The organism is Floridaenema aerugineum BLCC-F46, assembly GCF_041929345.1.
In the GTDB taxonomy this organism is placed as follows: Bacteria; Cyanobacteriota; Cyanobacteriia; order Cyanobacteriales; family Aerosakkonemataceae; genus Floridanema; species Floridanema aerugineum.
The window spans coordinates 86,237-107,951 of record NZ_JBHFNQ010000013.1 but is presented as its reverse complement, the minus strand read 5'-3'; the positions used below and the strand labels follow the sequence as shown (position 1 = coordinate 107,951).

The 21,715-nt window shown below is 42.0% G+C and carries 23 protein-coding genes, 1 pseudogene and 1 riboswitch; of the genes and pseudogenes, 13 read left to right on the top strand and 11 right to left on the bottom strand.

What is annotated here, in order from left to right:
- The first annotated feature begins 20 nt into the window (after positions 1-20).
- Positions 21-566: a type IV pilin-like G/H family protein gene (locus ACE1CC_RS01700; RefSeq protein WP_413268741.1), complete on the top strand. Its 546-nt coding sequence runs from the start codon at positions 21-23 to the stop codon at positions 564-566.
- Between the two features lie 9 nt (positions 567-575).
- Here ACE1CC_RS01700 and ACE1CC_RS01695 read toward each other — a convergent pair.
- Positions 576-818 (bottom strand): annotated as a pseudogene (locus ACE1CC_RS01695) (Uma2 family endonuclease); the annotation flags it as partial.
- A gap of 358 nt (positions 819-1,176) precedes the next feature.
- Between ACE1CC_RS01695 and ACE1CC_RS01690 the strand changes: the two are divergent.
- Entirely contained in the window at positions 1,177-1,395 is a 219-nt protein-coding gene (locus ACE1CC_RS01690) for a hypothetical protein (RefSeq protein ID WP_413268740.1), read from the top strand.
- 63 nt (positions 1,396-1,458) lie between these two features.
- Here ACE1CC_RS01690 and ACE1CC_RS01685 read toward each other — a convergent pair whose 3' ends face one another.
- Positions 1,459-2,499, bottom strand: coding sequence for a 1,9-bis(guanidino)-5-aza-nonane synthase (locus ACE1CC_RS01685; protein WP_413268739.1), 1,041 nt, complete (start codon positions 2,497-2,499; stop codon positions 1,459-1,461).
- Between ACE1CC_RS01685 and ACE1CC_RS01680 the strand changes: the two genes are divergently transcribed.
- Entirely contained in the window at positions 2,488-2,700 is a 213-nt protein-coding gene (locus tag ACE1CC_RS01680) for a hypothetical protein (protein ID WP_413268738.1), read from the top strand. The genes ACE1CC_RS01685 and ACE1CC_RS01680 overlap by 12 nt on opposite strands.
- Here the strand turns inward: ACE1CC_RS01680 and ACE1CC_RS01675 are convergent.
- Positions 2,697-2,858, bottom strand: coding sequence for a hypothetical protein (locus ACE1CC_RS01675; protein WP_413268737.1), 162 nt, complete (start codon positions 2,856-2,858; stop codon positions 2,697-2,699). The genes ACE1CC_RS01680 and ACE1CC_RS01675 overlap by 4 nt on opposite strands.
- Positions 2,859-3,274: 416 nt before the next feature.
- Between ACE1CC_RS01675 and rocD the strand changes: the two genes are divergently transcribed.
- The 5 genes from rocD to ACE1CC_RS01650 all read left to right on the top strand — a co-directional run bounded on the left by rocD (position 3,275) and on the right by ACE1CC_RS01650 (position 7,693).
- The gene (gene rocD / locus ACE1CC_RS01670; protein ID WP_413268736.1) at positions 3,275-4,516 is read left to right on the top strand and encodes an ornithine--oxo-acid transaminase; all 1,242 of its coding nucleotides are present in this window, start codon (positions 3,275-3,277) and stop codon (positions 4,514-4,516) included.
- Positions 4,517-4,661: 145 nt separating this feature from the next.
- A riboswitch (cobalamin riboswitch) is annotated at positions 4,662-4,807 on the top strand.
- Positions 4,808-6,175 (top strand): TonB-dependent receptor plug domain-containing protein, encoded by a 1,368-nt coding sequence (locus ACE1CC_RS01665; RefSeq protein ID WP_413268735.1) that lies wholly within the window; start codon positions 4,808-4,810, stop codon positions 6,173-6,175.
- 9 nt (positions 6,176-6,184) lie between these two features.
- Positions 6,185-7,066 (top strand): (2Fe-2S) ferredoxin domain-containing protein, encoded by an 882-nt coding sequence (locus ACE1CC_RS01660; RefSeq protein ID WP_413268734.1) that lies wholly within the window; start codon positions 6,185-6,187, stop codon positions 7,064-7,066.
- A gap of 37 nt (positions 7,067-7,103) precedes the next feature.
- Positions 7,104-7,340, top strand: coding sequence for a hypothetical protein (locus ACE1CC_RS01655; protein WP_413268733.1), 237 nt, complete (start codon positions 7,104-7,106; stop codon positions 7,338-7,340).
- Positions 7,341-7,345: 5 nt separating this feature from the next.
- Positions 7,346-7,693 carry a metallophosphoesterase family protein gene (locus ACE1CC_RS01650; protein ID WP_413268732.1) on the top strand — a complete coding sequence of 116 codons (348 nt, stop codon included), beginning with the start codon at positions 7,346-7,348 and terminating at the stop codon, positions 7,691-7,693.
- A 242-nt stretch (positions 7,694-7,935) separates the two neighbouring features.
- Here the strand turns inward: ACE1CC_RS01650 and ACE1CC_RS01645 are convergent, their stop codons facing one another.
- Both ACE1CC_RS01645 and ACE1CC_RS01640 read right to left on the bottom strand, forming a co-directional pair.
- On the bottom strand, positions 7,936-8,334 hold the full coding sequence (locus ACE1CC_RS01645) for an ExbD/TolR family protein (RefSeq protein ID WP_413268731.1): 399 nt from the start codon (positions 8,332-8,334) through the stop codon (positions 7,936-7,938).
- On the bottom strand, positions 8,321-8,968 hold the full coding sequence (locus tag ACE1CC_RS01640) for a MotA/TolQ/ExbB proton channel family protein (protein ID WP_413268730.1): 648 nt from the start codon (positions 8,966-8,968) through the stop codon (positions 8,321-8,323). The genes ACE1CC_RS01645 and ACE1CC_RS01640 overlap by 14 nt, the downstream gene beginning before the upstream one ends.
- 117 nt (positions 8,969-9,085) lie before the next feature.
- On the opposite strand from ACE1CC_RS01640, the gene ACE1CC_RS01635 reads away from it, so the two are divergent.
- The 4 genes from ACE1CC_RS01635 (at position 9,086) to ACE1CC_RS01620 (ending at position 15,676) form a co-directional block, all read left to right on the top strand.
- The gene (locus ACE1CC_RS01635) at positions 9,086-10,747 is read left to right on the top strand and encodes a TonB family protein (RefSeq protein ID WP_413268729.1); all 1,662 of its coding nucleotides are present in this window, start codon (positions 9,086-9,088) and stop codon (positions 10,745-10,747) included.
- A 17-nt stretch (positions 10,748-10,764) separates the two neighbouring features.
- Positions 10,765-11,799 (top strand): MORN repeat-containing protein, encoded by a 1,035-nt coding sequence (locus ACE1CC_RS01630; protein WP_413268728.1) that lies wholly within the window; start codon positions 10,765-10,767, stop codon positions 11,797-11,799.
- A 146-nt stretch (positions 11,800-11,945) separates the two neighbouring features.
- On the top strand, positions 11,946-14,471 hold the full coding sequence (locus ACE1CC_RS01625) for a TonB-dependent receptor domain-containing protein (protein ID WP_459563779.1): 2,526 nt from the start codon (positions 11,946-11,948) through the stop codon (positions 14,469-14,471).
- A gap of 17 nt (positions 14,472-14,488) precedes the next feature.
- A complete protein-coding gene (locus ACE1CC_RS01620) occupies positions 14,489-15,676 on the top strand; it encodes an MFS transporter (RefSeq protein WP_413268726.1) in 1,188 nt (395 codons plus the stop codon).
- Positions 15,677-15,736: 60 nt separating this feature from the next.
- Here the strand turns inward: ACE1CC_RS01620 and ACE1CC_RS01615 are convergent, their stop codons facing one another.
- The 5 genes from ACE1CC_RS01615 to ACE1CC_RS01595 form a co-directional block, all read right to left on the bottom strand.
- Complete coding sequence (locus ACE1CC_RS01615; protein ID WP_413268725.1) at positions 15,737-16,069, bottom strand: hypothetical protein; 333 nt, start codon at positions 16,067-16,069, stop codon at positions 15,737-15,739.
- A 19-nt stretch (positions 16,070-16,088) separates the two neighbouring features.
- Complete coding sequence (locus ACE1CC_RS01610; RefSeq protein ID WP_413268724.1) at positions 16,089-16,841, bottom strand: alpha/beta fold hydrolase; 753 nt, start codon at positions 16,839-16,841, stop codon at positions 16,089-16,091.
- Between the two features lie 95 nt (positions 16,842-16,936).
- Positions 16,937-17,449, bottom strand: a complete 513-nt coding sequence (gene fldA, locus ACE1CC_RS01605; RefSeq protein ID WP_413268723.1) for a flavodoxin FldA — start codon at positions 17,447-17,449, stop codon at positions 16,937-16,939.
- A 51-nt stretch (positions 17,450-17,500) separates the two neighbouring features.
- Positions 17,501-17,701 (bottom strand): hypothetical protein, encoded by a 201-nt coding sequence (locus ACE1CC_RS01600; RefSeq protein ID WP_413268722.1) that lies wholly within the window; start codon positions 17,699-17,701, stop codon positions 17,501-17,503.
- A gap of 186 nt (positions 17,702-17,887) precedes the next feature.
- Complete coding sequence (locus ACE1CC_RS01595; protein ID WP_413268721.1) at positions 17,888-18,916, bottom strand: chlorophyll a/b binding light-harvesting protein; 1,029 nt, start codon at positions 18,914-18,916, stop codon at positions 17,888-17,890.
- 483 nt (positions 18,917-19,399) lie between these two features.
- Here ACE1CC_RS01595 and ACE1CC_RS01590 point away from each other — a divergent pair, with 483 nt between their 5' ends.
- Positions 19,400-20,626, top strand: a complete 1,227-nt coding sequence (locus ACE1CC_RS01590) for an FAD/NAD(P)-binding protein (protein WP_413268720.1) — start codon at positions 19,400-19,402, stop codon at positions 20,624-20,626.
- A gap of 78 nt (positions 20,627-20,704) precedes the next feature.
- On the opposite strand, the gene ACE1CC_RS01585 is transcribed toward ACE1CC_RS01590, so the two are convergent.
- Positions 20,705-21,709, bottom strand: a complete 1,005-nt coding sequence (locus ACE1CC_RS01585; protein ID WP_413268719.1) for a CobW family GTP-binding protein — start codon at positions 21,707-21,709, stop codon at positions 20,705-20,707.
- Positions 21,710-21,715 lie beyond the last annotated feature (6 nt).

Genomic DNA, 21,715 nt, shown 5'->3' with positions numbered 1-21,715 from the left:
AGTGTTATTTGGTGCTGAATATGAACATTGAATTGCGGTTAAAGTATTTGTTATATCTTTGCCAAAAAGAGCGCGATCGCGGTTTTACCATTATAGATGTTGTGGTAGCGATCGCTATTCTCGGACTTTTAACCTTAGCAACTTTACCAAGTCAAATTTCCCAAGCACAGAATAGCAGAGAAGCAGAGGGGAGACAATACGTTAGTGCTATCAACAAAGCACAACAAGCTTATTACGCACAACATAGCATTTTCGTAATTAATACCGACCCTATCGCTTGGGGTAGCTTGGGAGTTGGTATTAAAACCCAAACTTCTAGTTACAAATACTTAATTTCAGCAATTGGTAACAACGGAGTTAATGCCTTTGCCACTCCTATGCTACTTAAAGTATTACGAAGTTACACAGGAGTTGTCGGTTTAATTGCACCAGATCCCAAAGGTGAAAAAGTTACCCAAGCCATAGTTTGTGAAACTAAAAATCCTGGGAATTATCCAAAAAGCGGGATAGTAACTCGAACTAAAGTGCAATGTCCAGATAATGCTAATCAAATTTCTCCTAACTAATATAAATATTTAGGGAAATAGTCTAGCAATTTGAACTTCAATTTCAGGAAAAGCTAATAAAAAAAGAGTCGCTTCTTCATTGAGAATAGTTTCTTGTTGATAGGTTTGATTGACAATTTCTCGAAACACTCGAACTTGGCGCGTGTTAACATCAAGAATCCAGTAATCTGCTATTCCGGCTTTAGCATAAGCAGCTGCTTTTTGTTTGCGGTCTTGTTCTAAAGTGGTATCAGAGATTTCTATTAACAAAAAAGTATCTGCTGGAGTACAACGTCTCTACAAGGGTTTCAAGTTGTAGAGTTAGCTACTCCCTATATCTGATGGCTTAGCCCCCCTTATTAAGGGGGGTTGGGGGGATCTAAACCTAGTAATCACAGCCGAAGATCCCCCCTAACCCCCCTTACTCAAGGGGGGAACAGGAAATAATTAATAACTAGCAACTTGCGTTATTAGCCTGCGAATTGATTCGGAGAACGACAGGTGCAAGATATCAGCGATCGAGATCACAAAACTATATGATCTAGATCTCTTTACATTTATTTACAGTTTGTTACATTTATTTACAGAGATGAGAAACGAAGAAAAAAATCAGAAACTTAGGAGATTGAACATGAAAGCTAACTATTCTTATGCTTCCGCTATTTTCAACGCTGACTTCAACAACTTTGCAAATATCACTGGCAATCAAGCTTGGTCGTTATTCTTTACCAATGGTCAAGACGATGCAGCGTTAGGAGATAATCCAGAAGCAGGAAAGTTTTTCACTAATATAACGATCGCAGTCGTCGCTGCTTCCATCTTAGGATCTTGTATTTTCACCTCCATCTAAAGTAGTTAATTTATCAAAAAAGAATCCCCGCCGGATTGAACTGCGGGGGATTCTTTTTTGAGGCTATTTTGCAGATACTAACTGAGTTTTGTCAAATAATTGTGCCAAACGACGCACGGATCGATCGCGCCAGTTCCCCTTGCCATAAGCATAGCCAGCAATCAAGGGCAACGCCACCGTAGCTTCCGAAAATACCATTTGTTCGACGTTTTTGTTGACTTTTCCCCAAGAATGTGCTTCTCGCAAAGTAGAACCAGATAACGCACCATCTCGTTCGTCTGCGACAGTAATTTGAATTGTGTATTTGTGCATTGTCACATCAAATCCCAACATTTCCGCCGCCACAACCGTATCTTGGGCAAAGTTTTTCGGTACGCCACCACCAATCATTACCAATCCAGTATATTTCGCGGCAAGTTTGCACTGGGTTAACTCGCGGAAATCTCCCACCGAATCAATAGTAAGATGAGATTCTGGCGAATTCCACTGGTGATGTACTAAACCAAAACCAGCAGAACAATCACTAAAAGCAGGAACAAAAATGGGTACTTGATGTTGATAAGCAGCTAATACAACTGACGGTGTATCTGTTTTTTGTTTCTCCAGATATGCACCCATTTCTTGAATAAATTCCCGCGAAGAATAGGGGCGCTTTTCTAAAGAATTAGCAATTTCCGCGATCGTCATATCGCACACCCGCAGTTGATCTTCATCAATGTAGGTGTCGTAAATGCGATCGATCCTTTCCTGGCGTAGCATTTCATCATCTGCTAAAGGATCGCCGACATAGTGACGAAAACCTAACGCTTCAAAGAAATCCTGATCCACAATATTAGCACCAGTGGAAACGATCGCATCCACCATATTATGAGTAATCAGGTCATACACTACATTTTTCAATCCGGCGCTAAACAAAGAACCTGCCAAACATAAAATAATTGCACAATCTGGATCTTGCAGCATTTCATCGTAGATTTTCGCCGCCCTTCCCAAGTTGCGTGCTTGAAATGCCATCTGACTCATAGACTCTACCAAGCCTACAACATCAAAGGATTTAATATCAATTGGTTGCACAATTTCTTGCAATAAATCTTGCCGATTCATCACTTTCTCCTGCATTTAATTAAAGTACTAAAAACTAACTACGAAACACACATCGACAGGGAGTATCCCGTTTTGGTAAATATATTTGTAGGGGCGAAGCATTCCGGCAGTAAATCTTTGTTTCTAATCAATAGCTTATCTACCGGAATGCTTCGCCCTTACCAAATTGGGATGCTCCCGATCGACACTTCGATCGATTAAGTACTAGGCGCTTCGCAGTGGTCGTACCAAGAAATAGCAGGATCGGATTCTCGTCGCTTACCTAAGCGAATTTGGAGATCCCAAACCACAGTGGAGATGATGGATGGACTCGCCAATTTAGCTTTTTTACACCTCGTATAAGTCCGCTTTTTAAACATAGCAGATTAGAGTTTAATTGCAATCCCCTTACAGGGGATAGAATCAATGAAATAGAACTTGACTGGGTTTTGCGATCGTGCTACTTTCAGTCAAAGATATGGAAATTTTAGGTCTTCGCACCCAATCGGGGCAAATGCTACAACCGTTAACAGCAGTGATACCAAAACAAGTAAGACTCCTCGCCCAAGTTGAGTGGGCGACAGGTTTCACTCATCTGAATTAACCTACAGGTAGCACAAAAGTTTTTAATTTTGTGGAATAGATCGCTTTAGAGAAGAGAGATTCTCTTGGTTGTATTTTGTGCGAGCCTTAATATCGGATAAATTGAATTTCCCAAATAATTTGGAAGTATCCACTGCTATAAAAATGGGAATTATTACCCATTACCTATTACCCATAGAGGACAAGTTTACAAATGCTAGTTTCTGCTGACCTTTCATCGAATTTAACAATTTCAGATACTCAAAGCTACATTGACCTAGAAACTACTTACGGTGCCGATAATTACCATCCCTTAGATGTAGTAATTACTAAAGGTAAAGGGGCTTGGGTATGGGATATTGAAGATAACAAATATCTCGATTGTTTGAGTGCTTATTCAGCATTAAATCAAGGGCATTGTCATCCGAGAATTTTTCAAGCAATGGTAGAACAAGCCAAAAAAGTCACCCTGACTTCTCGCGCTTTTCGCAATGACCAATTAGGCAAATTTTATGAAAAACTTTGCCAAATTTCCGGCTTACCGAAAGTATTGCCGATGAATTCTGGTGCCGAAGCTGTAGAAACAGCAATTAAAGCGATTCGCAAGTGGGCATATACGATCAAAGGCGTAGCTAAAAGTCAAGCAGAAATTATCGTATGTAGCAATAACTTTGCCGGACGAACTATTAGTATTGTCAGCTTTTCAACCGAAGAACAATATCAACATGGTTTTGCACCTTTCACTCCCGGTTTTAAAGTCGTTCCCTACGGAGATGTGGCAGCTTTAGAAGCAGCTATTACACCAAATACGGCGGCTTTTTTCCTAGAACCAATTCAAGGAGAAGGGGGAATTATGATTCCGCCAGATGGCTATTTAAAACAAGCCGAACGTATTTGTCGTCGAAATAACGTGCTGTTAGTATTTGATGAAATTCAAACAGGTTTGGGACGCACGGGCAAAATGTTTGCGTTTGAACATGAAGGAGTAAAACCCGATGGAATTACAATTGGCAAAGCTTTATCGGGTGGTTTTTATCCGATATCCGCGTTTTTGAGTACATCCGAAGTGATGGATGTATTTAATCCCGGAGATCATGGGAGTACCTTTGGAGGAAATCCTTTAGCAGCTGCGATCGCCATTGCCGCACTCGATGTAATTGTAGACGAAGAATTGCCAGAAAGAGCAGCAGAATTGGGCAATTATTTTATTTCTAAATTACAAGCAATTCCCAGTCCCCACATTGAAGAAGTAAGAGGACGAGGATTGTTAATTGGTGTTGAATTAAAACCGGAAGCAGGCGGTGCCAGAAGATTCTGCAAAGCACTGATGAAAGAAGGGATTCTCGCCAAAGAAACCCGCGAAAACATTATTCGATTTGCCCCACCCTTGGTAATTTCGCGATCGGATTTAGATTGGGCATTAGAGAGAATTGAACAAGTGTTAATAGCCAGTTAATTAGCTGAAGTTGGTAATTGTGCTTTTTTGACATTTCCCCTATTTGAAATACAGGGGAAATGTTAATGTAACTAAAACTTGAGATGAACTAATTACTTTTAGTTAATTTTTGGTTCAGAAGCTTGCAAAAAGTTTTCTAATATATTATTGTTTTATAGCAGTCGGTTCCAACGGGGAGCAGCCGTTGGAGGAAACGGGGAAAGTTCGGTGTAAATCCGGCACTGTCCCGCAACTGTGAAGAGAAGACTAAAATCTCTGAGTCAGGATGCCCGCCGATAAATATTTATTTATTTGCACTTAACTATCTGCGAGGTACAGACGGAGACGCTACGCGAACGCATTAACCTCAAAGATCGCCGTGAAAATGCTGATGTTTTGTACAATAATGCTAATTTAAGGCTGGAAGGACAACTAGACGATCGCAATACTCTCACCTTCAGCGCCCTCTACCTCACCAAAGATTTTGGAGTCGCCGGAGGAGTTCCAATTCCAGATACTATTGGTGCATTTAATACCTTAACTCCTAAAGCCAGACAATATACTGATGAAGTATTGTTAGATTTAACTTGGCAATCTAAGTTAGGTAATAGTAACGATTCACTTTTAACTACTCGTGTTTACAGCGATTTTCTTAACTATAACTACAACAATCCCGACCCAAACAATTTCGGGACAAAAGATGAAGTGAATCGGCGGGCAGTTGGACTGCAAGTGCAGCATAACTGGCAACTGGCGAAAAATCAACGCTTGACTTATGGGGCAGATTATCGGAATACGCGATCGCGCAATACCACCTTTAGTTATGGTACAAACATAAGTGATGTAAACTACGATGGCGATATCAATCAAGGCGCACTATTCGCCCTTTACGAGGTGAATTTTACTCCCAGTTTTAGCGTTAATTTAGGACTCAGGCAAGATTTTAATAGTTTAGTAAATGGTTCTTTTACCTCTCCCAGTGTTGGCGCAAGATTTATTGTGGGAAAAACTACTACCATTAGAGCCAACTATGCTAGAAGTTTTCGCGCCCCGCTAATTTCCAACCTAGAAGGGTTAGCTGCTTTTAATGTAGTAGGTAATCCAGATTTAAACCCAGAACGGGGAGATAGTTTTGATATTGGTATCGATCAACAATTGGGTAAAATTGGGCTGTTGCGGCTGACATTTTTTCATAATACAATTTCCGAGCTAATTAATTTTAAGTTTGGCTCTCCCAGCACTTACGAAAATATCGGAAAAGTGAGAACTTTGGGTTTAGAAGCCGATCTTAACGTGCGACTGGCTCGGAATTTTTTCGCTTTTGCTAACTATACCCTTAACGAACCGCGAATTGTGAGCGATCGCAACTCCGATATCGAAGGTAACTCACTCAGTTTTCGAGATGCCGATAGCCTGAATTTTGGACTTGCCTACGAAACACCCAAAGGCATTTATGCAGGTATTATTCTGCGCTACCTCAGCAGTTACTTTGTTAACAACACGAATACCGAATCTTTACCTGGATACACCACACTCGATTTGAAATTTCGTATCCCCCTGGGAAGGACTGTAATGTTGAACGGTAACTTAGATAATTTACTCGATCGGCAATACGAACTATATCCCGGTTATCCCGCTGTCGGACGTAGCTTTCGCCTGGGTATCAGTTCCACATTTTAGGAGATTGAAATGAGTGAATTTTCTCGCCTAGTTACACCCCTTAACCGTTGCATAACTGAACAGTTGCCAACGGGCGGACAGATTGAATATGAAGACTTTCCTTGCACGATCGATGTAACTGGCCCTCTGTTATATACTCTGTTTCAGGAACGTTGGCAGGAAACTCAGATCGGTCACGTCGTAGAAGGTAGTGTACTAGAACTAGAATTTACTCAACCCCCGAAAATTTGCGTTCTCTACGATGGCTATTTGACAGTAGTTACTGAAGCATGGCATTTGCACCTTTGTTTGGAAGAACATTTAGGTGGACCTTTGGAAAAAACGCCCCCAGAACTGAGACAGCAACGCTTAGTTAATCGTGCATCTTTGTATCGTCGGTTGAATGAACGGGGAGAAGCGCGGAGTTGGGGCATTCAGTTCTGGAATGGTGCTGGGGAAAAGATGATGAATCTGTTTTTGCCTAATCCTTTTGTGGGCGAAGATGAAGAGTTATTACCAGAAGCTAAACCGCAACTTTCAAAATTAAGTCTTTATCAAGAATTACGCGAGATTTACGTTTTGGGTAATCGCCCTATACCTTTTGAGAACAACCCTCTCAAGCGCCCCTATTTGGCAGTTTGTCGTTCTAGTCGCTGTTACCCTTCGCGCAACTGGCAACCGATCGTTGAGGCGTTGCAAGAGGCGGTAAAAGCAGCCGGAATTGATGTGTATGTGATGACTTCCGGTTGTTTGGAGGTTTGCAAGATGGGGCCTGTAGTGTTTTATTCGGGCGATGGTACCTGGTATACCCGCGTTAATCCCGATCTTGCCGATCGGATTGTCCGAGAACATTTGGTACAAGGTCAACCGATTAAAGATCATCTTTATCCACCAGTCAAGGTGGAATGTTAAAGTTTGCAATTTTGATTAATTCAAAGGAGACAATAGTATGAGTTACATTGAATCAAATCTGACATTAAAACCAAATCTAACTCAAGATTGGTTTCGGGGATGTAAAGCGATCGCTAAAAGTCAATTTTGGTTTTTCCTCCTCTTAGCTTTAGCAACGGCAAGTAATGTTCTTTATACTTGTAACATTCCCTTGGTGGGATTTGGTGCGATCGCCGGATCGACTCTTCCCCGTCGTCGCGCCTTAGCTACAGTACCTCTGCCTATCAACAGTTAATTGATTTGATTAGTCCGCTGCAAATTCCTACCTATTGGCTTTCTGGCAATCACGATTGCTTGTCGGTAATGAAAGAAGTTCTCGTTCATCCGCTTTTTCATGCACCAAAAGCTGTAATTATAGGTGGTTGGCAATTAATTTTATTGGATTCAACTTTAGCTAATTCCCGTTTTGGCGAAGGTGAAATATCTCCCCAGTCGTTGCAATTTTTAGCAAAAAGTCTCGAAGTTGAACTTCCTACTTTGATAGCTTTGCACCATCATCCTTTGCCTTTTGGGATTGATTGGTTAGATCTGATAAAAGTTAAAAATGGCAATGAATTACTTGACCTGATCGATCGCGCCCCCAAGTAAAAGCCGTAGTTTTCGGTCATATTCATGCGGCTTTTCACCAAAAACGAGGTAATATTGATTTCTACGGCAGTCCTTCGACTTGCGTACAGCTAGATTTACCGCAAGCTACAACCTTAGAAAAGCAACCTGGTTTTCGCTTGTTTCATTTGCATTTTGATGGCACGCACCAAACTGAAATTCATCGTGTTTTGCTACGCAGCAAAAACCCCTAATAATTTAGCGCAGTAAGTACGAAAGAACCATTATTTTCGAGTAGCGATCGCTAATTTAGCTCCTTTTACCCGACGTAATCGATCCATTACTTCTACTACACGACCATGATTAACTGCTTTATCTGCATTTAAAATTACATAAGATTCAGTGTTAGGATCAATTTTGCCTCTGACTTCAGATTCTAACTTTTCTAATTCGATTGGTTGACGATTCAGCGCGATCGCACCATCAGGTAAAATCGAAACATTAATTTGCTCTGTCTTTTGCACTTGTGCTGTAGAAGCTTGGGGTAAATTTACAGGCAACCCTTCCGAGCGAGTTAAAGATAAAGAGGAAATAATAAAGTAAGCTAAAATTGAGAAGATTACGTCAATCATCGGCGTAATATTAATTCCTATATTTCTTTCTGATTCGTCAGGTAGACGCATAATATTCTTTTCCTTGTTCGTAATGACGACGATATAACAATTCTAATTGACCACCGTATTCTTGAATCATTGCCAATTGTCGTAAGTAAAAACTGCGAAATGTGTTAGCAAATATTAGTGTGGCAATTGCTACTACTAATCCCATAACTGTGGAAATTAATGCTTCACTAATTCCACCCGTTACACCTGCACTTTGAGTTCCTGCTATATTACCAAGTTTTAAGGAAGAAAAAGCTGTCATTAAGCCTAAAACAGTTCCTAATAAACCTAGTAAAGGAGCTAGGGCAACAATGGTTTCAAAAGCATTATTAAATCGCTTTAAGGTTGGAATTTCTGCCTGTGCAGCAGTTTCTAATGCTAAGCGAAACTCTTCAGGTCTAGGATTATCTAACTCTAAAGCTTCTAGGAAAATTCGGGCGATCGGTAAATCTGCATTTTCCTTAAGTAATTTGATTGCCGTACTAGGTTTTAGGGGATACAATTTCAACGCCTCTCGCACTATTCGACTCTGGCGACGATGCACTTTGAGCCAAAACCAAGAGCGTTCTGTAATTAGTGCGATCGCAATTATCGAAAATCCTAACAAAGGCCAAGCGACTATTCCGCCAGCCAAGAAATACTCAACTGCTCTCATACTCTTTGTTTAACTTTTGCTCATAATTATTGTATCGGATAAGGTACATTGTTAAGAGTAATGGCACAGATTACTGCTTGTCACCAATTTGTGCATTTTGGGGAAAAAGTTTAGGGGATGAGTATTTCCAGCTTTTGTTTAAAACAACGAGAGAAAGAGAAAGCAGTATTTAAAAGCATCCTGGCGTACAGCTTTGTAGGTTCAGCAGTATTGCATCTTTTACTAGCTTTCGGGATTGCCCTATTGTGGTCAAAAGAGCCATCATTGGTAGACGATCCAATAGAAATAGTTGTGTTGGATGCACCAGAACCGGAAGTCAAAAAGCCGGAACCAGAAACACCAAAACCAACTTTGCAACCAGTTGTTAAGCCAACGCCGGAAAAACCGATCGCCAAAATTACCCCCGAACCGATTCCCAAACCAAAACTAGAACCAGTTCCCAAACCAAAATCAGAACCGATTCCCGAACCAAAATCAGAACCAGTTCCCGAACCAAAAATAATTACTCCGCCACTGATAAAAGTTGAAACAGTGAAACCCCCAATACCGGAATTACCTGCAAAACCACAGCCAGTGAATGAACCGAACGAAACTCCCAGCGCACCAACACCCGACAGAAGCGCTGAAACATTACCACCGCCTAAAATTGCCCGAACAGAAGATTTGTCAAAACCAGAACCAGAAAAACTTCAAACTCCCCAAGCTTTGCAAAGTCCTTTAGCTAGTGCGAGGAATTTTCGGAATCAATTTACCGAATCGCCGCCTGTGGAAACTGACACAAGAACTGAAGAAACACCAACTTTACCAAGAGGATTAACTCCAAATCAACAACCAGTTAATAATTCGCCTGTCACTAGTCAACCGCTACAATCATCTGTAACAGAGAATCGGACATTTCGCGATCGCATTGCCGCCACAAATAACTCTGCTACTGAAACTAATCCCGCTGACAATGAAACGCTGACCAATCCCACATTACCAGGAACAATTCCCCGATCGCAAGTTAACAACGTGCCTATTACCAGTCAGCCATTGCAATCAAGTAGCAGCGGAAATCGAACATTTAGAGATACTTTTGCTAATAGCAATAATTCACCCACAACTATTAGTCCCAGCAACGAGCTTTCAAATACTACTCCCGGAGTTCCCGGACAAGTAACCGCAAATCGCCAAATCCCAAATCAACCAGTAACTAGAAGTCAACCGCTGCAAACAGCTAGTAGTAACCGAAGTTTTAGAGACAGTTTTACTAATAATAATAGTTCTCCTTCTGACATGAATAATACTCAAATTTCTCCGACAACACCGGGAACTTCCACAGGAGTAGCAGTAAATCAGCCACCTGCGAAAAGGAATACCAGACAACAAGGAGAAAATCAAGAAAATCAAAGGGGCGATCGAACTGCAACGAGAAGAGGTGCAAGAGGTGGAACATTACGTTGCGTTAGTGGGTGCGAACCTGAATATCCATCAGATTTAGAGTTTGTGGAAGGTAGACCAGTAGTTGTGTTTGTTGTGCAAGCAGATGGTAGCACAACCAATCCGCAACTAGTTGAATCTAGTGGGAATAGCCAATTAGATCGAGCAGCTATGGAAGCCGTGCAAAAAATGCGATTCGCGCCTTCAAATGAAGGAAATAAAACTGTAAGATTCGCAATTAATTTTGCTACAAGTGGTTCTGAATTTGAGCGCCAAGCTCGTCAACGTCGAGAAGAAAATGAGCGTTTGCGACGAGAAAGAGAACGGCAACGTCAAGAAAACTTAAATAGGGAAAACTAATTTTTAGGGTGAAATTAATGTCAAAATTTGGAATGGGATTTCTCATTGCTTGTGCTGTAATTGCTTCTCCTTTAGTTGGTCAAGCAGCTGTGATTAATTTGCCTGATGGCGGTCGTTGTGAGGGAGAAATTACTAACGGTCTATTGAATGGGAAAAGTGTTTGTCAGTATGGAAATGGCGATCGCTACGAGGGCACTTTCGTCAACGGCAAAAAAGAAGGTAAAGGAGTTTATACTTTCGCAGATAAAAGCCGTTATACCGGAGAATTTAAAGACGATCGAATTAATGGAAAAGGAGTTTGGGAATATCCCGATGGCGATCGCTATGAAGGCGAATTTAGTAATGGCAAACCGAATGGTAACGGAGTTTATATTACAGCCAATGGTGGTCGTTACGAAGGACAATTTAAAGATGGTGTTCCTGATGGTAAAGGAACTTACATTTTTCCAAATGGAAACAAATGTTCGGGAAATGTTGCTAATGGTCAAATTAGCGGTACTGGCAGCTGTATTTATGCCAATGGCAACCGTTACGAAGGTGAATTAAGTAATAACCAACCAAGTGGTAAAGGAGTTTATACTTTTGCCGATGGTGGTAGTTACAAAGGGGAATTTACTAATGGACAGTTCAATGGTACAGGAGTAAGAGAATATCCTAATGGGAATCGTTATGAAGGGACTTTTCGTAATGGTAAACCGGAAGGACAAGGAACTTTTACCATAGCTAAAGAAGGTACTTACAAAGGGGAATTTAAAGAGGGTCAATTTAATGGCAAGGGAGTTTTCACTTTTGCTAATAATAACCGTTATGAAGGAGATTTTCAGCAAGGGAAGTTTCATGGTAGGGGAATTTATGTGTTTGCTAATGGCGATCGATGTGAAGGACAATTTAGTGCCGGGAATTTAAATGGTAAAGCTGTCTGTAAATACGCCAATGGTGATAGTTATGATGGCGAATTTCGTAACGGAGATAAACACGGAACAGGGGTTTATATTTATGCTGATGGGACAAGGTTGCAAGGTAATTGGCAGGAGGGTAAGTTTCAGAATTAGAAGTAAAAGTTTGACAGTCTGTCGTTTGACGCGAACAGTTAATTGACGTATCTTGACGTAAGTATTTTCAAGGACTGTGTACTGGATACAGTGTGCAATTAAGGGTGTGAGGAATTTAAGTGCAGCGACAGAAGTTATCCAATTGGATGCGGCTGGGTTTTGCCGTGTCAGTCTTTGTAGCTTTCCCGGCAAAAGCTGATGTGGTGCAAGAGAGCCAAGAGAGTTCCAACTCTCAATCTCCCATAACCCAAATTCCCCGACTTAACGAAATCGATCGCCCAGCCACCACTATTAAAGAGTGGCTGTCTCAGTCTTCAACTCCCGTTCCCGATTCCCAATCTCCAATTCAAATAACGGGCGTGCGACTCAATTCAACAGCTAATGGCATTGATGTCATCCTAGATGCAGGAGGTAAGGCACTTCAAGGTTCTACCTCCAAAGAAGGAAACAACCTAATTGTTGACATTCCCAACGCTCAGTTGCAGTTGCCAGAAGGCAAGGAATTTCGTCAGGAAAACCCTGTTGAGGGCATTACCTCAATCGATGTGACTAATGCTACACCTAACAGCGTGCGAGTCATAGTCACTGGAAGCACGGGAACACCAGTGGGTAAAGTGGTTTCGGGTCAACAAGGGTTGATTTTGAGTCTGACACAGCAAGAAGAAATAGAAATCGTTGTAACAGCACAGAAACGACCTGAACCTGCTCAAGAAGTACCCATTAGCCTAACGGTAATTCCTCAACAAACCTTGGAAGATGCCCAAATTAATTCGCTTCAAGAAATTGCTAACAACACGCCCAACTTCAGCTTTTTCCCAACCAATGCTGGAGGCTCTGACTTTAGTTACTACAGCATTCGTGGTCTGAACAACTTTAACTTTTTAGTTAGTCAGGATAGCGTTGGCTATTACATTGATGATGTTCCCTTTGATTTCGGTGCTTTCATAGACTTGGGATTGCTGGACTTGGAGCGAGTTGAGGTGCTGCGAGGCCCCCAGAGTACCTTGTATGGCAGAAGTAGCCCTGCTGGGGTGGTTAACATCGTTTCTCGTGGGCCAACCAATTTTTCAGAACTTCGCATCGCAGGAGGTTATGGTAACTATAACTTCCGGGAAGCACAACTCTCTTACAGTAATGCGATTATTCGCGATCGACTGGCATTTCGATTAGCAGGAGCCTATCAAGCACGGGATGGTGTATTCTCAAATGAAACCCTCGATCGCACAGTGGGCGAACGCGAACAAATCTTGGGACGGGCGCAACTTTTGTGGACTCCCTCACGGGAATGGAATGTTTCCTTCAACACTTATGTCAATAACACTAACGACGGCGATCCTGTATTTACCCGACAGGATGCTGACGATCCCTTTGAAACCTTTAAAGCGGTTGATGGATTCGTTCGACTCAACAGCAATACTCAAGCATTGAGAGTTGGCTACAATGGCACTGGCTTTCGGGCTACCTCGATTACCGCACGGCGCTTCAGCAATCAAGAAGTTTTGTCGGGTGATAGTTTCGCTCCACCGCTCGATCTTGCTCGCTCGGTCATTGACTTCAACTCGACAGTATGGACGCAAGAAATTCGATTTCAGTCACCTGCAAATGCCGACCGCTTCAAGTGGTTAATCGGTGGATATTACGAGCGAAGAGGGTTTAATGTTGACAATGATGCCTTTGAATATACCGCTCTTGGCGCTGCCCGATTTGGCTTGCCTTCTGCTGGACAAAATCGAGTGATTGCCGAACTGGATCGCAATACTTATGCGGTGTTTGGACAGATTGACTACAAGCCGATCGAGCCCCTCACCCTATTTGTTGGGTTGCGGTATGAGACATCGGATTACGACATCGATCGCCGTCGCATTTTTGCAGCGGCAGACAGCGTGACAATCTTAAATCCAAGAATTCAGACAGAAGATAGTAGCAGTGAAGTCATCCCTCGGTTTGGGCTGCAATACCGCTTTAGCCGGAATGTAATGGCGTATGCCACGATCGCCAAAGGCTACCGACCGAGTGGTTTCAACTATCGCGCCGATACGGAAGACATCCGGCGCTATCAGGAAGAAAAGACCTGGACTTACGAAGTTGGGGTGAAATCTTCTTGGTTTGGCGATCGCTTAATCGCAAACTTGTCTGTGTTTCACAATGATGTTGACGGCTATCAAGTGTTGCTGGTTGATGAATTTGGCTTCTTTAGAAATATTGCCAGTGCTGACGTGAAAGCAACTGGGCTGGAATTTGAACTGGGCGCAAAAGTGACAAGAGGATTGGATATTACTGCTGGATTTGGTTACGTAAATAGCCAATTCACAAGGTACAAAAATCCCCTGCTAGGAAGCGACTTCAGCGATAATCGCGTTCCTTTTGCACCAGATATTACTTACAACTTAGCGTTGCAGTATCGCAGTCCCATCGGTATTTTTGCCCGTGCCGAGTTGCGGGGCTATGGCACAACGTATTTTGATGATGCCAATCAGGTGAAGCAAGACCCATTCGCGATCGTCAATTTGCGTCTAGGTTATGAATGGCGCAATTATGGTATTTATGTCTTTGCTAACAATTTATTCGATACTCGCTACATTACTTCTGGATTCCAATTCCCACCGCCCAATGTAACAGCAGGATTTGGTGAACCAGTTACTTATGGTTTTCAAGTTCGGGCAAATTTCTAGGAAAACTGGCTATTTTTATGAAAACGAAACTAATTCTGCTTGCCAGTCTTTATATCTCCCAGTACATTCCAACCACGTTTTTTATCCAGACTGTTCCGGTGTTGATGCGACAACAGAATATGTCACTCGGCGCGATCGGCTTTTTGGGTTTCCTGATCGTTCCGTCTGCCTTGAAGTTTCTTTGGTCGCCCCTGGTCGATCGCTACCGCCTGCCTAAATTAGGACATTACCGGGGTTGGATTATTGGTTTTCAAAGTTTGTTGATTGTAACGCTGCTGGTGACAGCTTCTCTAGATGTACAGACAAACATCACCGGATTACTTGTCTGTATGTTTTTAGCTTTCTTATTTTCTTCCAGCCAGGATATTGCTACGGATGCTTTAGCGGTTAACTTACTTCTACCTCAAGAGCGTGGTATTGGCAACGCGATTCAAGCGAGTGGCAATTTTTTGGGAGCCATTATTGGTGGAGGTGCCGCCCTGATTTTACTAGAGAAAGCCGGATTTCGGACTACGCTGCTGACAATGGCGATCGCCTTGCTGCTGTGTTTAATCCCTATCCTGTTTCATCAAGAACACCATTATCCAGCCGCACAATCTACCACGCTCAAATCCTACCTTCAGCCGTTTATTCGCTTCTTCTCTCGTCCAAAGATGGGGTTATGGCTACTGGTAGTGCTGCTGTATATGATTAGCGAAAATGTTTCGGGTACGTTAATTCGTCCCCTGTTAGTCGATCGTGGTTTGTCTTTATCTGACATTGGTTGGTTATTGGGTGTAGTCAGCTACATTGCTAGAATCATCGCTGCGTTGATGGCAGGAGTGCTGATCGCACGGTGGGGGCGTAAGCGATCGCTCATCACCTTTGGCGTTATTGCCAACGTTGCTGCGCTGTCGTACATCTTACCGGCTGCTGGTGTTGCGAGTCCGTCCATCCTTTACGCGGTGTGCATTCTCGTCAGTGGGTTACAAAGTATGGCATACACCGCCCTCCTCACCGCCATGATGGATCGCAGCAATCCTACTACCGCAGGTACTGATTATACGACTCAAATTTCCGTCGCGTTTGTGGGTGTGGTTGCTACTACAGTTCTGGGTGGAATGGTGGCTGATGCGATCGGATATACACTCACGTTAATCATCGGTGTAGTTGTCAGTTTATCAAGTGTGTTTTTGATTCCCAAAGTGTACAAAGACAGTCACTAATTTTAATTGGGTTTCTTGCCATTCCTGGGAGAGTTGCAGTCATAGTTAATTCCTCAAAATTTAGCAATTACGTGATTGAGACAGACAGTTTTTCCCCGAACTTTTCTGAAACAAACAAATAGGTTGTGGCACTGCGGGTTCATAATCTAAACAATTAATTGCCTCTTCAGATAAAGCTTTACAGGGATGTACTGTACATTTCAAACGATAATCTCCAGTAAAAAAAGCACAGCGAGTACAGGGAATTTCATGCAGCCGTTTTAATCTGGTAATTCCATCATGTACCGCTAAACTAATTGCTAGGAAAAAGCCAACTAATACTAGCCAAATCAAAATCGGACAAAAGGGAATTACTGGAAAACAAGCTGTTGATGTAGAAGCTGAATCAATCATCACTACCTCAATTCCTGGTTTACAAACTAACTTTGAGATTGGCAAAACTGGCATTTCTGTCTTGAGATAAAGACGGTAAATCCCAAAAGTCAACTATTTGTTCGCAGACTTTTTGTGGATGGAAATAGTGGAAGAAATAACGCCCTTTGGGACATTGCCAAATTCGATCGCCTGTCTTTAACCAAGTTTGCCATCCCTCCAATGAATAAGGGTCAACAATAATATCATCTGCACTACCGCAAACTAACATTGGAACTGATACTTTGCTGGGTGAAAAACTAACTCGTCTAAACAAAGTATGCGGAGATAAAGAAATCATGAGATCCTGTTCTAATATTTGCAAAATTTCTCTAATAATTCCAGGAGATTGATGTCCAAATAAGTTAATTACCATCTGGTTTAACAGGATTTCACGGGAACAAGGAAGCTTTTGCAATTGTGCGTAATAATGAGCTTGCCAATCAACAGCAGGATAAGGACCGACGGAAAGAAGTGTGAGCGATCGCACTTTTTCTGGATGTTTATGTGCATAAAGCAATCCTAATAACCCGCTGGTACTATGTCCAATTAAATCTACTGGTCTATTTTGATTCTTCAAATAATCATCTAGCAAATCTATTGCTATTTCTAAAGACATTGGTTCGTCGGGAGTTTGGCAATATTCCCATTGAGCGATCGCAACATGGTGAGATAAATGAATTTTCAGGGGGCGATCGAATTGTTGTAATGCTGGACTAACATTTAACCATAAAGCATTCGGTAATGAAGACATAAGACATTTCCTTTTTGTTGACAATTTTTGCAAATTTAAGAAGTAAGAAAACCGGGGTTATTTGCAGATTATTAGCAAAAAACCCGGTTTTTAATCTATAAGCCAAACTCTCGTTTCAGTTGAGATACCCAAGTTTTGACTCGGCTATCTGTCAAATTTGATTGATTATCTTCATCGATCGCTAATCCCACAAACTTACCATTTTTGACTGCTTTCGACTCGTTAAAATCATATCCATCTGTAGACCAATAGCCAACGGTTTTACCGCCAAGGGATGCAATTTTTTCCTCTAAAATTCCCAGCGCATCTTGAAAGTTATCAGCATAACCAATTTGATCGCCAACACCAAAATAAGCGACTTTCTTCCCATTAAAATCTATGTTTTCTAACTCCTCATAGAAGCCTTCCCAATCAGCTTGAAGTTCTCCCACATTCCAGGTTGGACAACCGATGATGATGCACTCGTAATCATCAAAATCACCAGTTTCACTACTAGAAATATCATGTAAATCAACTACGCCATCGCCACCTAATTCTTTTTGAATTAATTCAGCGATCGTTTCCGTATTTCCGGTTTGAGTTCCGTAAAATAAACCAACTTTTGCCATTTTCTTTCCTAGTTTAATTCAATGTTTCTGTCATTTCCGCAGGGCTAGAAACTATGCAGCATTTTCCCTTGGCTGCATGAGAATGTATAACCAAATTTGATGATTCAGTTTTGCAGAATTTTCTTGTTGCAACAATAGCCGATTCATATCTTCTGAAGCTGGCATTGTTTGACGACAAGAAGGGCAATACCAGTACAAACCTTTTCCATTGATATGGCGCAATAGTTTTCCAGAACAGCAAGGACAGTTCATAATTAAAAAAGTGTGAGGAGGATCGGCTAATACTAAGTCCGGGTGAAAAACTCCCTTTATAATGAACCGCAGAGGACGCAGAGGACACAGAGGAAAGAGGGAGAAGATATCGGGGTAACTAACCCGGAGTTGGTATAAGGAGTAGATGAGTTAACAAATAACTCATCTATTGATTTCCAGAAGAAGTTAAACTTCTACAGAATTCAAAGCTTTTTCAACTCGCTTAAAATCAAATCCCATTGCTCTAAGTGCGTGCCACAAATGCCCCTGTAAGAAGAAGAAAGCGAGGAAAAAGTGAGCATTTGCTAACCATGCACGCGAGGTATGATCGCCCAATGGTAAGTTCACTGTATCGGCAAAGTAGGGCGTAATTCCCATTTTGATTGTCAAGGTTGGGCCGTAAAATTCCACTGGATAAGCTAGGGTATTTACAGCACAGAAATAAGCCGCTACAAAACCAGCCAAAGCAATCCCACCTAACGAGTAAGAAAGAATCGCTTCACCGGAAAAGATTAACACTTTCTTTGCCCATTTCAAAGGTGGAACTAAGATATGCCAAATCCCTCCAGCAATCAACATTACACCAACATAAATGTGACCGCCAACTAAGTCTTCTAAGTTATCAACGCTAGCAAAGTGAGTTTGATAACCGTAGATTACAAATGGATCGAGTGTCGGTTGAGTGACGATGCGAACAGTTTGACTCGCCGCATCATAAAGTCCGCCCCAATACATTGCTTTAGCAACTAGCAATAAGGCTCCTACTCCCAAAAATAAGAGATGATGCCCCAAAATTATGCCTAATTGTTTGGGATCGTTCCAATCAAAATGGAATTTTTTGGCTTGACCGGAGGCTGTTTTCAAGTCTTCTGGTGCTCTGAGAGTGTGGAACAATGCTCCTGCACCTAGTACGGCTGAAGAAATCAGGTGAACTGCACCGACGACAAAGAAGGGATAAGTATCAACAACTTTTCCCCCATCACCAACACCTAAGCCAAGGGTCGCTAAGTGAGGTAAGAGAATCAGCCCTTGTTCGCCCATCGCACGAGTTGGGTCAAACCAAGAAATTTCAAACAGTGTAAATGCTCCCGCCCAGAAGGTAATCAAAGCGGCTTGGGCAACGTGAGCCGCAATAAATAAGCCGCTGAGGTTGGCGAATCGGGCATTACCCGCCCACCAGTCATATTTCACAGTTGGATTTTCGTAAGTCTGCATAGTGTTCAGGAATTGATAAACATTGGACTTGTTGAATATCTTTCTCAACAAACTCTGAAATTTAGTTTAGAATCTTTCTCAATAAAAATATGTTAAGTTTTGTTAAGCTGGATTTTGCACCTGTCCAAAAGCCCGCCTGCGAATCAATTCGCAGGCATAAGGTTGTGTAGGGACACGGCATCCTAAATATTCTGCATTAGAGAATAAGGTTAATTATGCCGTGTCCCTACATATTTGTCTCTTAGGGCAGATTGTCAAAGCTTCTTAATTAATAATTAATGTCAATACTTTGAACTCTACTGTATGCAACTTCTCTGGGGTTTTTATCAAGATCGATCGCCAATCCACCACTTTTCCCCTAAAATGAGAATGAGTCTTATTTTAAGACGACTCTAACCCAAAACCAAGAATACACCACTGAATTGCGGAGCAAGAATTTTCTCTCGGCTCCACTTTTTCCTGCTATTTTTTTGCTGGACTACCATGAATACCCTAGAACTGCCAACTAATATAGACATTGCCATCATCGGTGGTGGGCCTCATGCGCTTACTTTAGCTACTCATCTGTTGCAAAAGCGAAAAACTATGAGAGGTCGGTTTTGGGTGTTCGATCCGGGCGGAACTTGGATGAGTCGATGGAATGAGCAATTTTCTGCGTTAGAAATTCCCCATTTGCGATCGCCTGCGGTGCATCATCCCGATCCTAACCCCCATGCGTTACGAGGCTTTGCAGAAAATCGATCGCCAGAACTATTTCCCCCTTACGATTTGCCGGGAACTCGATTATTTAGGGATTTCTGTGAAAATGTAGTTCAGCGTTGGGAGTTGCAAAACCAGATAATTTCAGCCAAAGTAATGCGCTTAGAACCGCCAAAACCAAGTATAAATCGGCGATTTCACCTGCATTTAGAAAATGGAAAAGTAATTACAGCGCGTCGTGTCGTCAGTGCGATGGGTAATCATGTTTCGCAACTGCCAGAATGGGTAAAGCAAATTCCGCCAAACTATCCCCCAGAACGTTTGTGCCATTCCAGCCAGGTGAAATTACCTGGTTTAAACTTGGCAGGAGAAAGAATTTTAATTATTGGTGGTGGCTTGACTAGCGGACATTTGGCAGTTGGTGCGATCGCTCGTCATGCTAAAGTTAGTTTGATGTCGCGCCGTTGCCTGTACGAAAAGCTTTTTGATGCTGACCCTGGTTGGCTTGGCCCAAAATATCTTAAAGGTTTTTTTGCCGAAAAAAGCTGGGAACAGCGTTGGTATTTGATTCAACAAGCAAGGAATGGTGGTTCCCTAACTCCGGCAATTATGACTTATTTGCGGCGAGTTAGCCACGAGGGAAAGTTAACCTTTCACGAACAATGTCAGGTAACAGCGGCGCAATGGCAAGGGGAAAATTGGCAGGTACATTGCGATGATGGCACAACTCAGGAGTTCGATCGCATTTGGCTAGCAACGGGAAACACCCTCAACGTCACAACAAATCCTTTACTAGCAGAGGTTTTAGAAGATTTTCCAGTGCCAATAGTTAAAGGTTTACCTGTATTAAATTCTTGCTTGAGTTGGCAAGGGTGCGAACTCTTCCTTATGGGTGGGCTCGCAGCCTTGCAAGTTGGGCCAACGGCGCGTAACCTTTCGGGTGCGAGAATGGCGTGCGATCGAATTGTTCCCGCTTTAACAAAAGCTAGTTGTCACTCGATAAAAAATTAATTGTAGAGACGTTGTATGCAACGTCTCTACAAGGGGTATTGACTCTCAGCAGCAGGCTAAACCGCTGAAAGATTTGAATCAGACGCAGCAACGATCTAATTGTTGTCGGATTTGATCTGCTGGCAAGTCGCGCCCGATAAATACAATCTGGTTTTTTGGTGGAGTTAGCCATTCTTCACCCTGGATGTCGAGGCGGGGTCCACTGAGTTGAAAAATGTGGCGTAACTCGCTATCACTAAACCAGAGAATTCCTTTGGCCCGGAATACATTTTGCGGTAATTGTTCTTGGAGAAATGTTTCAAATTTGTGGACATCGAAGGGTCGATCGCTCTGATAAGATATCGATACAAATCCATCATTTTCTAAGTGATGAGAATGATGGTGATGGTGGCGATGGTGGCGATCGTCTTCATTGATAAATTCTTGGTATGCTTCTGGATTAGTCAAACTTAAATCTAAAATTAGAGGTAATGGTACTTGACCATATCTACTGTGTAAAATTCTCGCTCCCTGTTTAACATCTCTAATATATTCTTCCAGTACTTGCAGCTTTTCGCCTGGAACTAAATCGGTTTTATTTAATATGGTGACATCTCCATAAGCTATTTGCTTAAATGCGGCTTCACTCTCAAAATGTTCTTCGGTAAATGTTTCTGAATCCACTAAGGTAATTATCGAGTCTAACCGAGTAAAATCTTTTAGTTCAGTTCCTAAAAAGGTTAAGATTATCGGCAGCGGATCGGCTACTCCTGTGGTTTCAATTACTAGATAATCTACATGATGTTCTCTTAGTAAAACTCGATAAACTGCATCTATTAAACCATCATTTATGGTACAACAGATACAACCATTACTTAATTCTACCATATCTTCTTCTACTGATACCAACAATTGACTATCAATGTTGATATCGCCAAATTCATTAACCAAAACTGCGACTTTTAAATCATGGCGATTGCTGAGAATATGATTAAGTAATGTGGTTTTTCCACTCCCTAAAAATCCGGTGATAATTGTCACTGGCATCAGGATTGAGGGAATATTCAATGGTACTTGGTCTTCACGAGTTTCTGTAGTATTCATAATCAT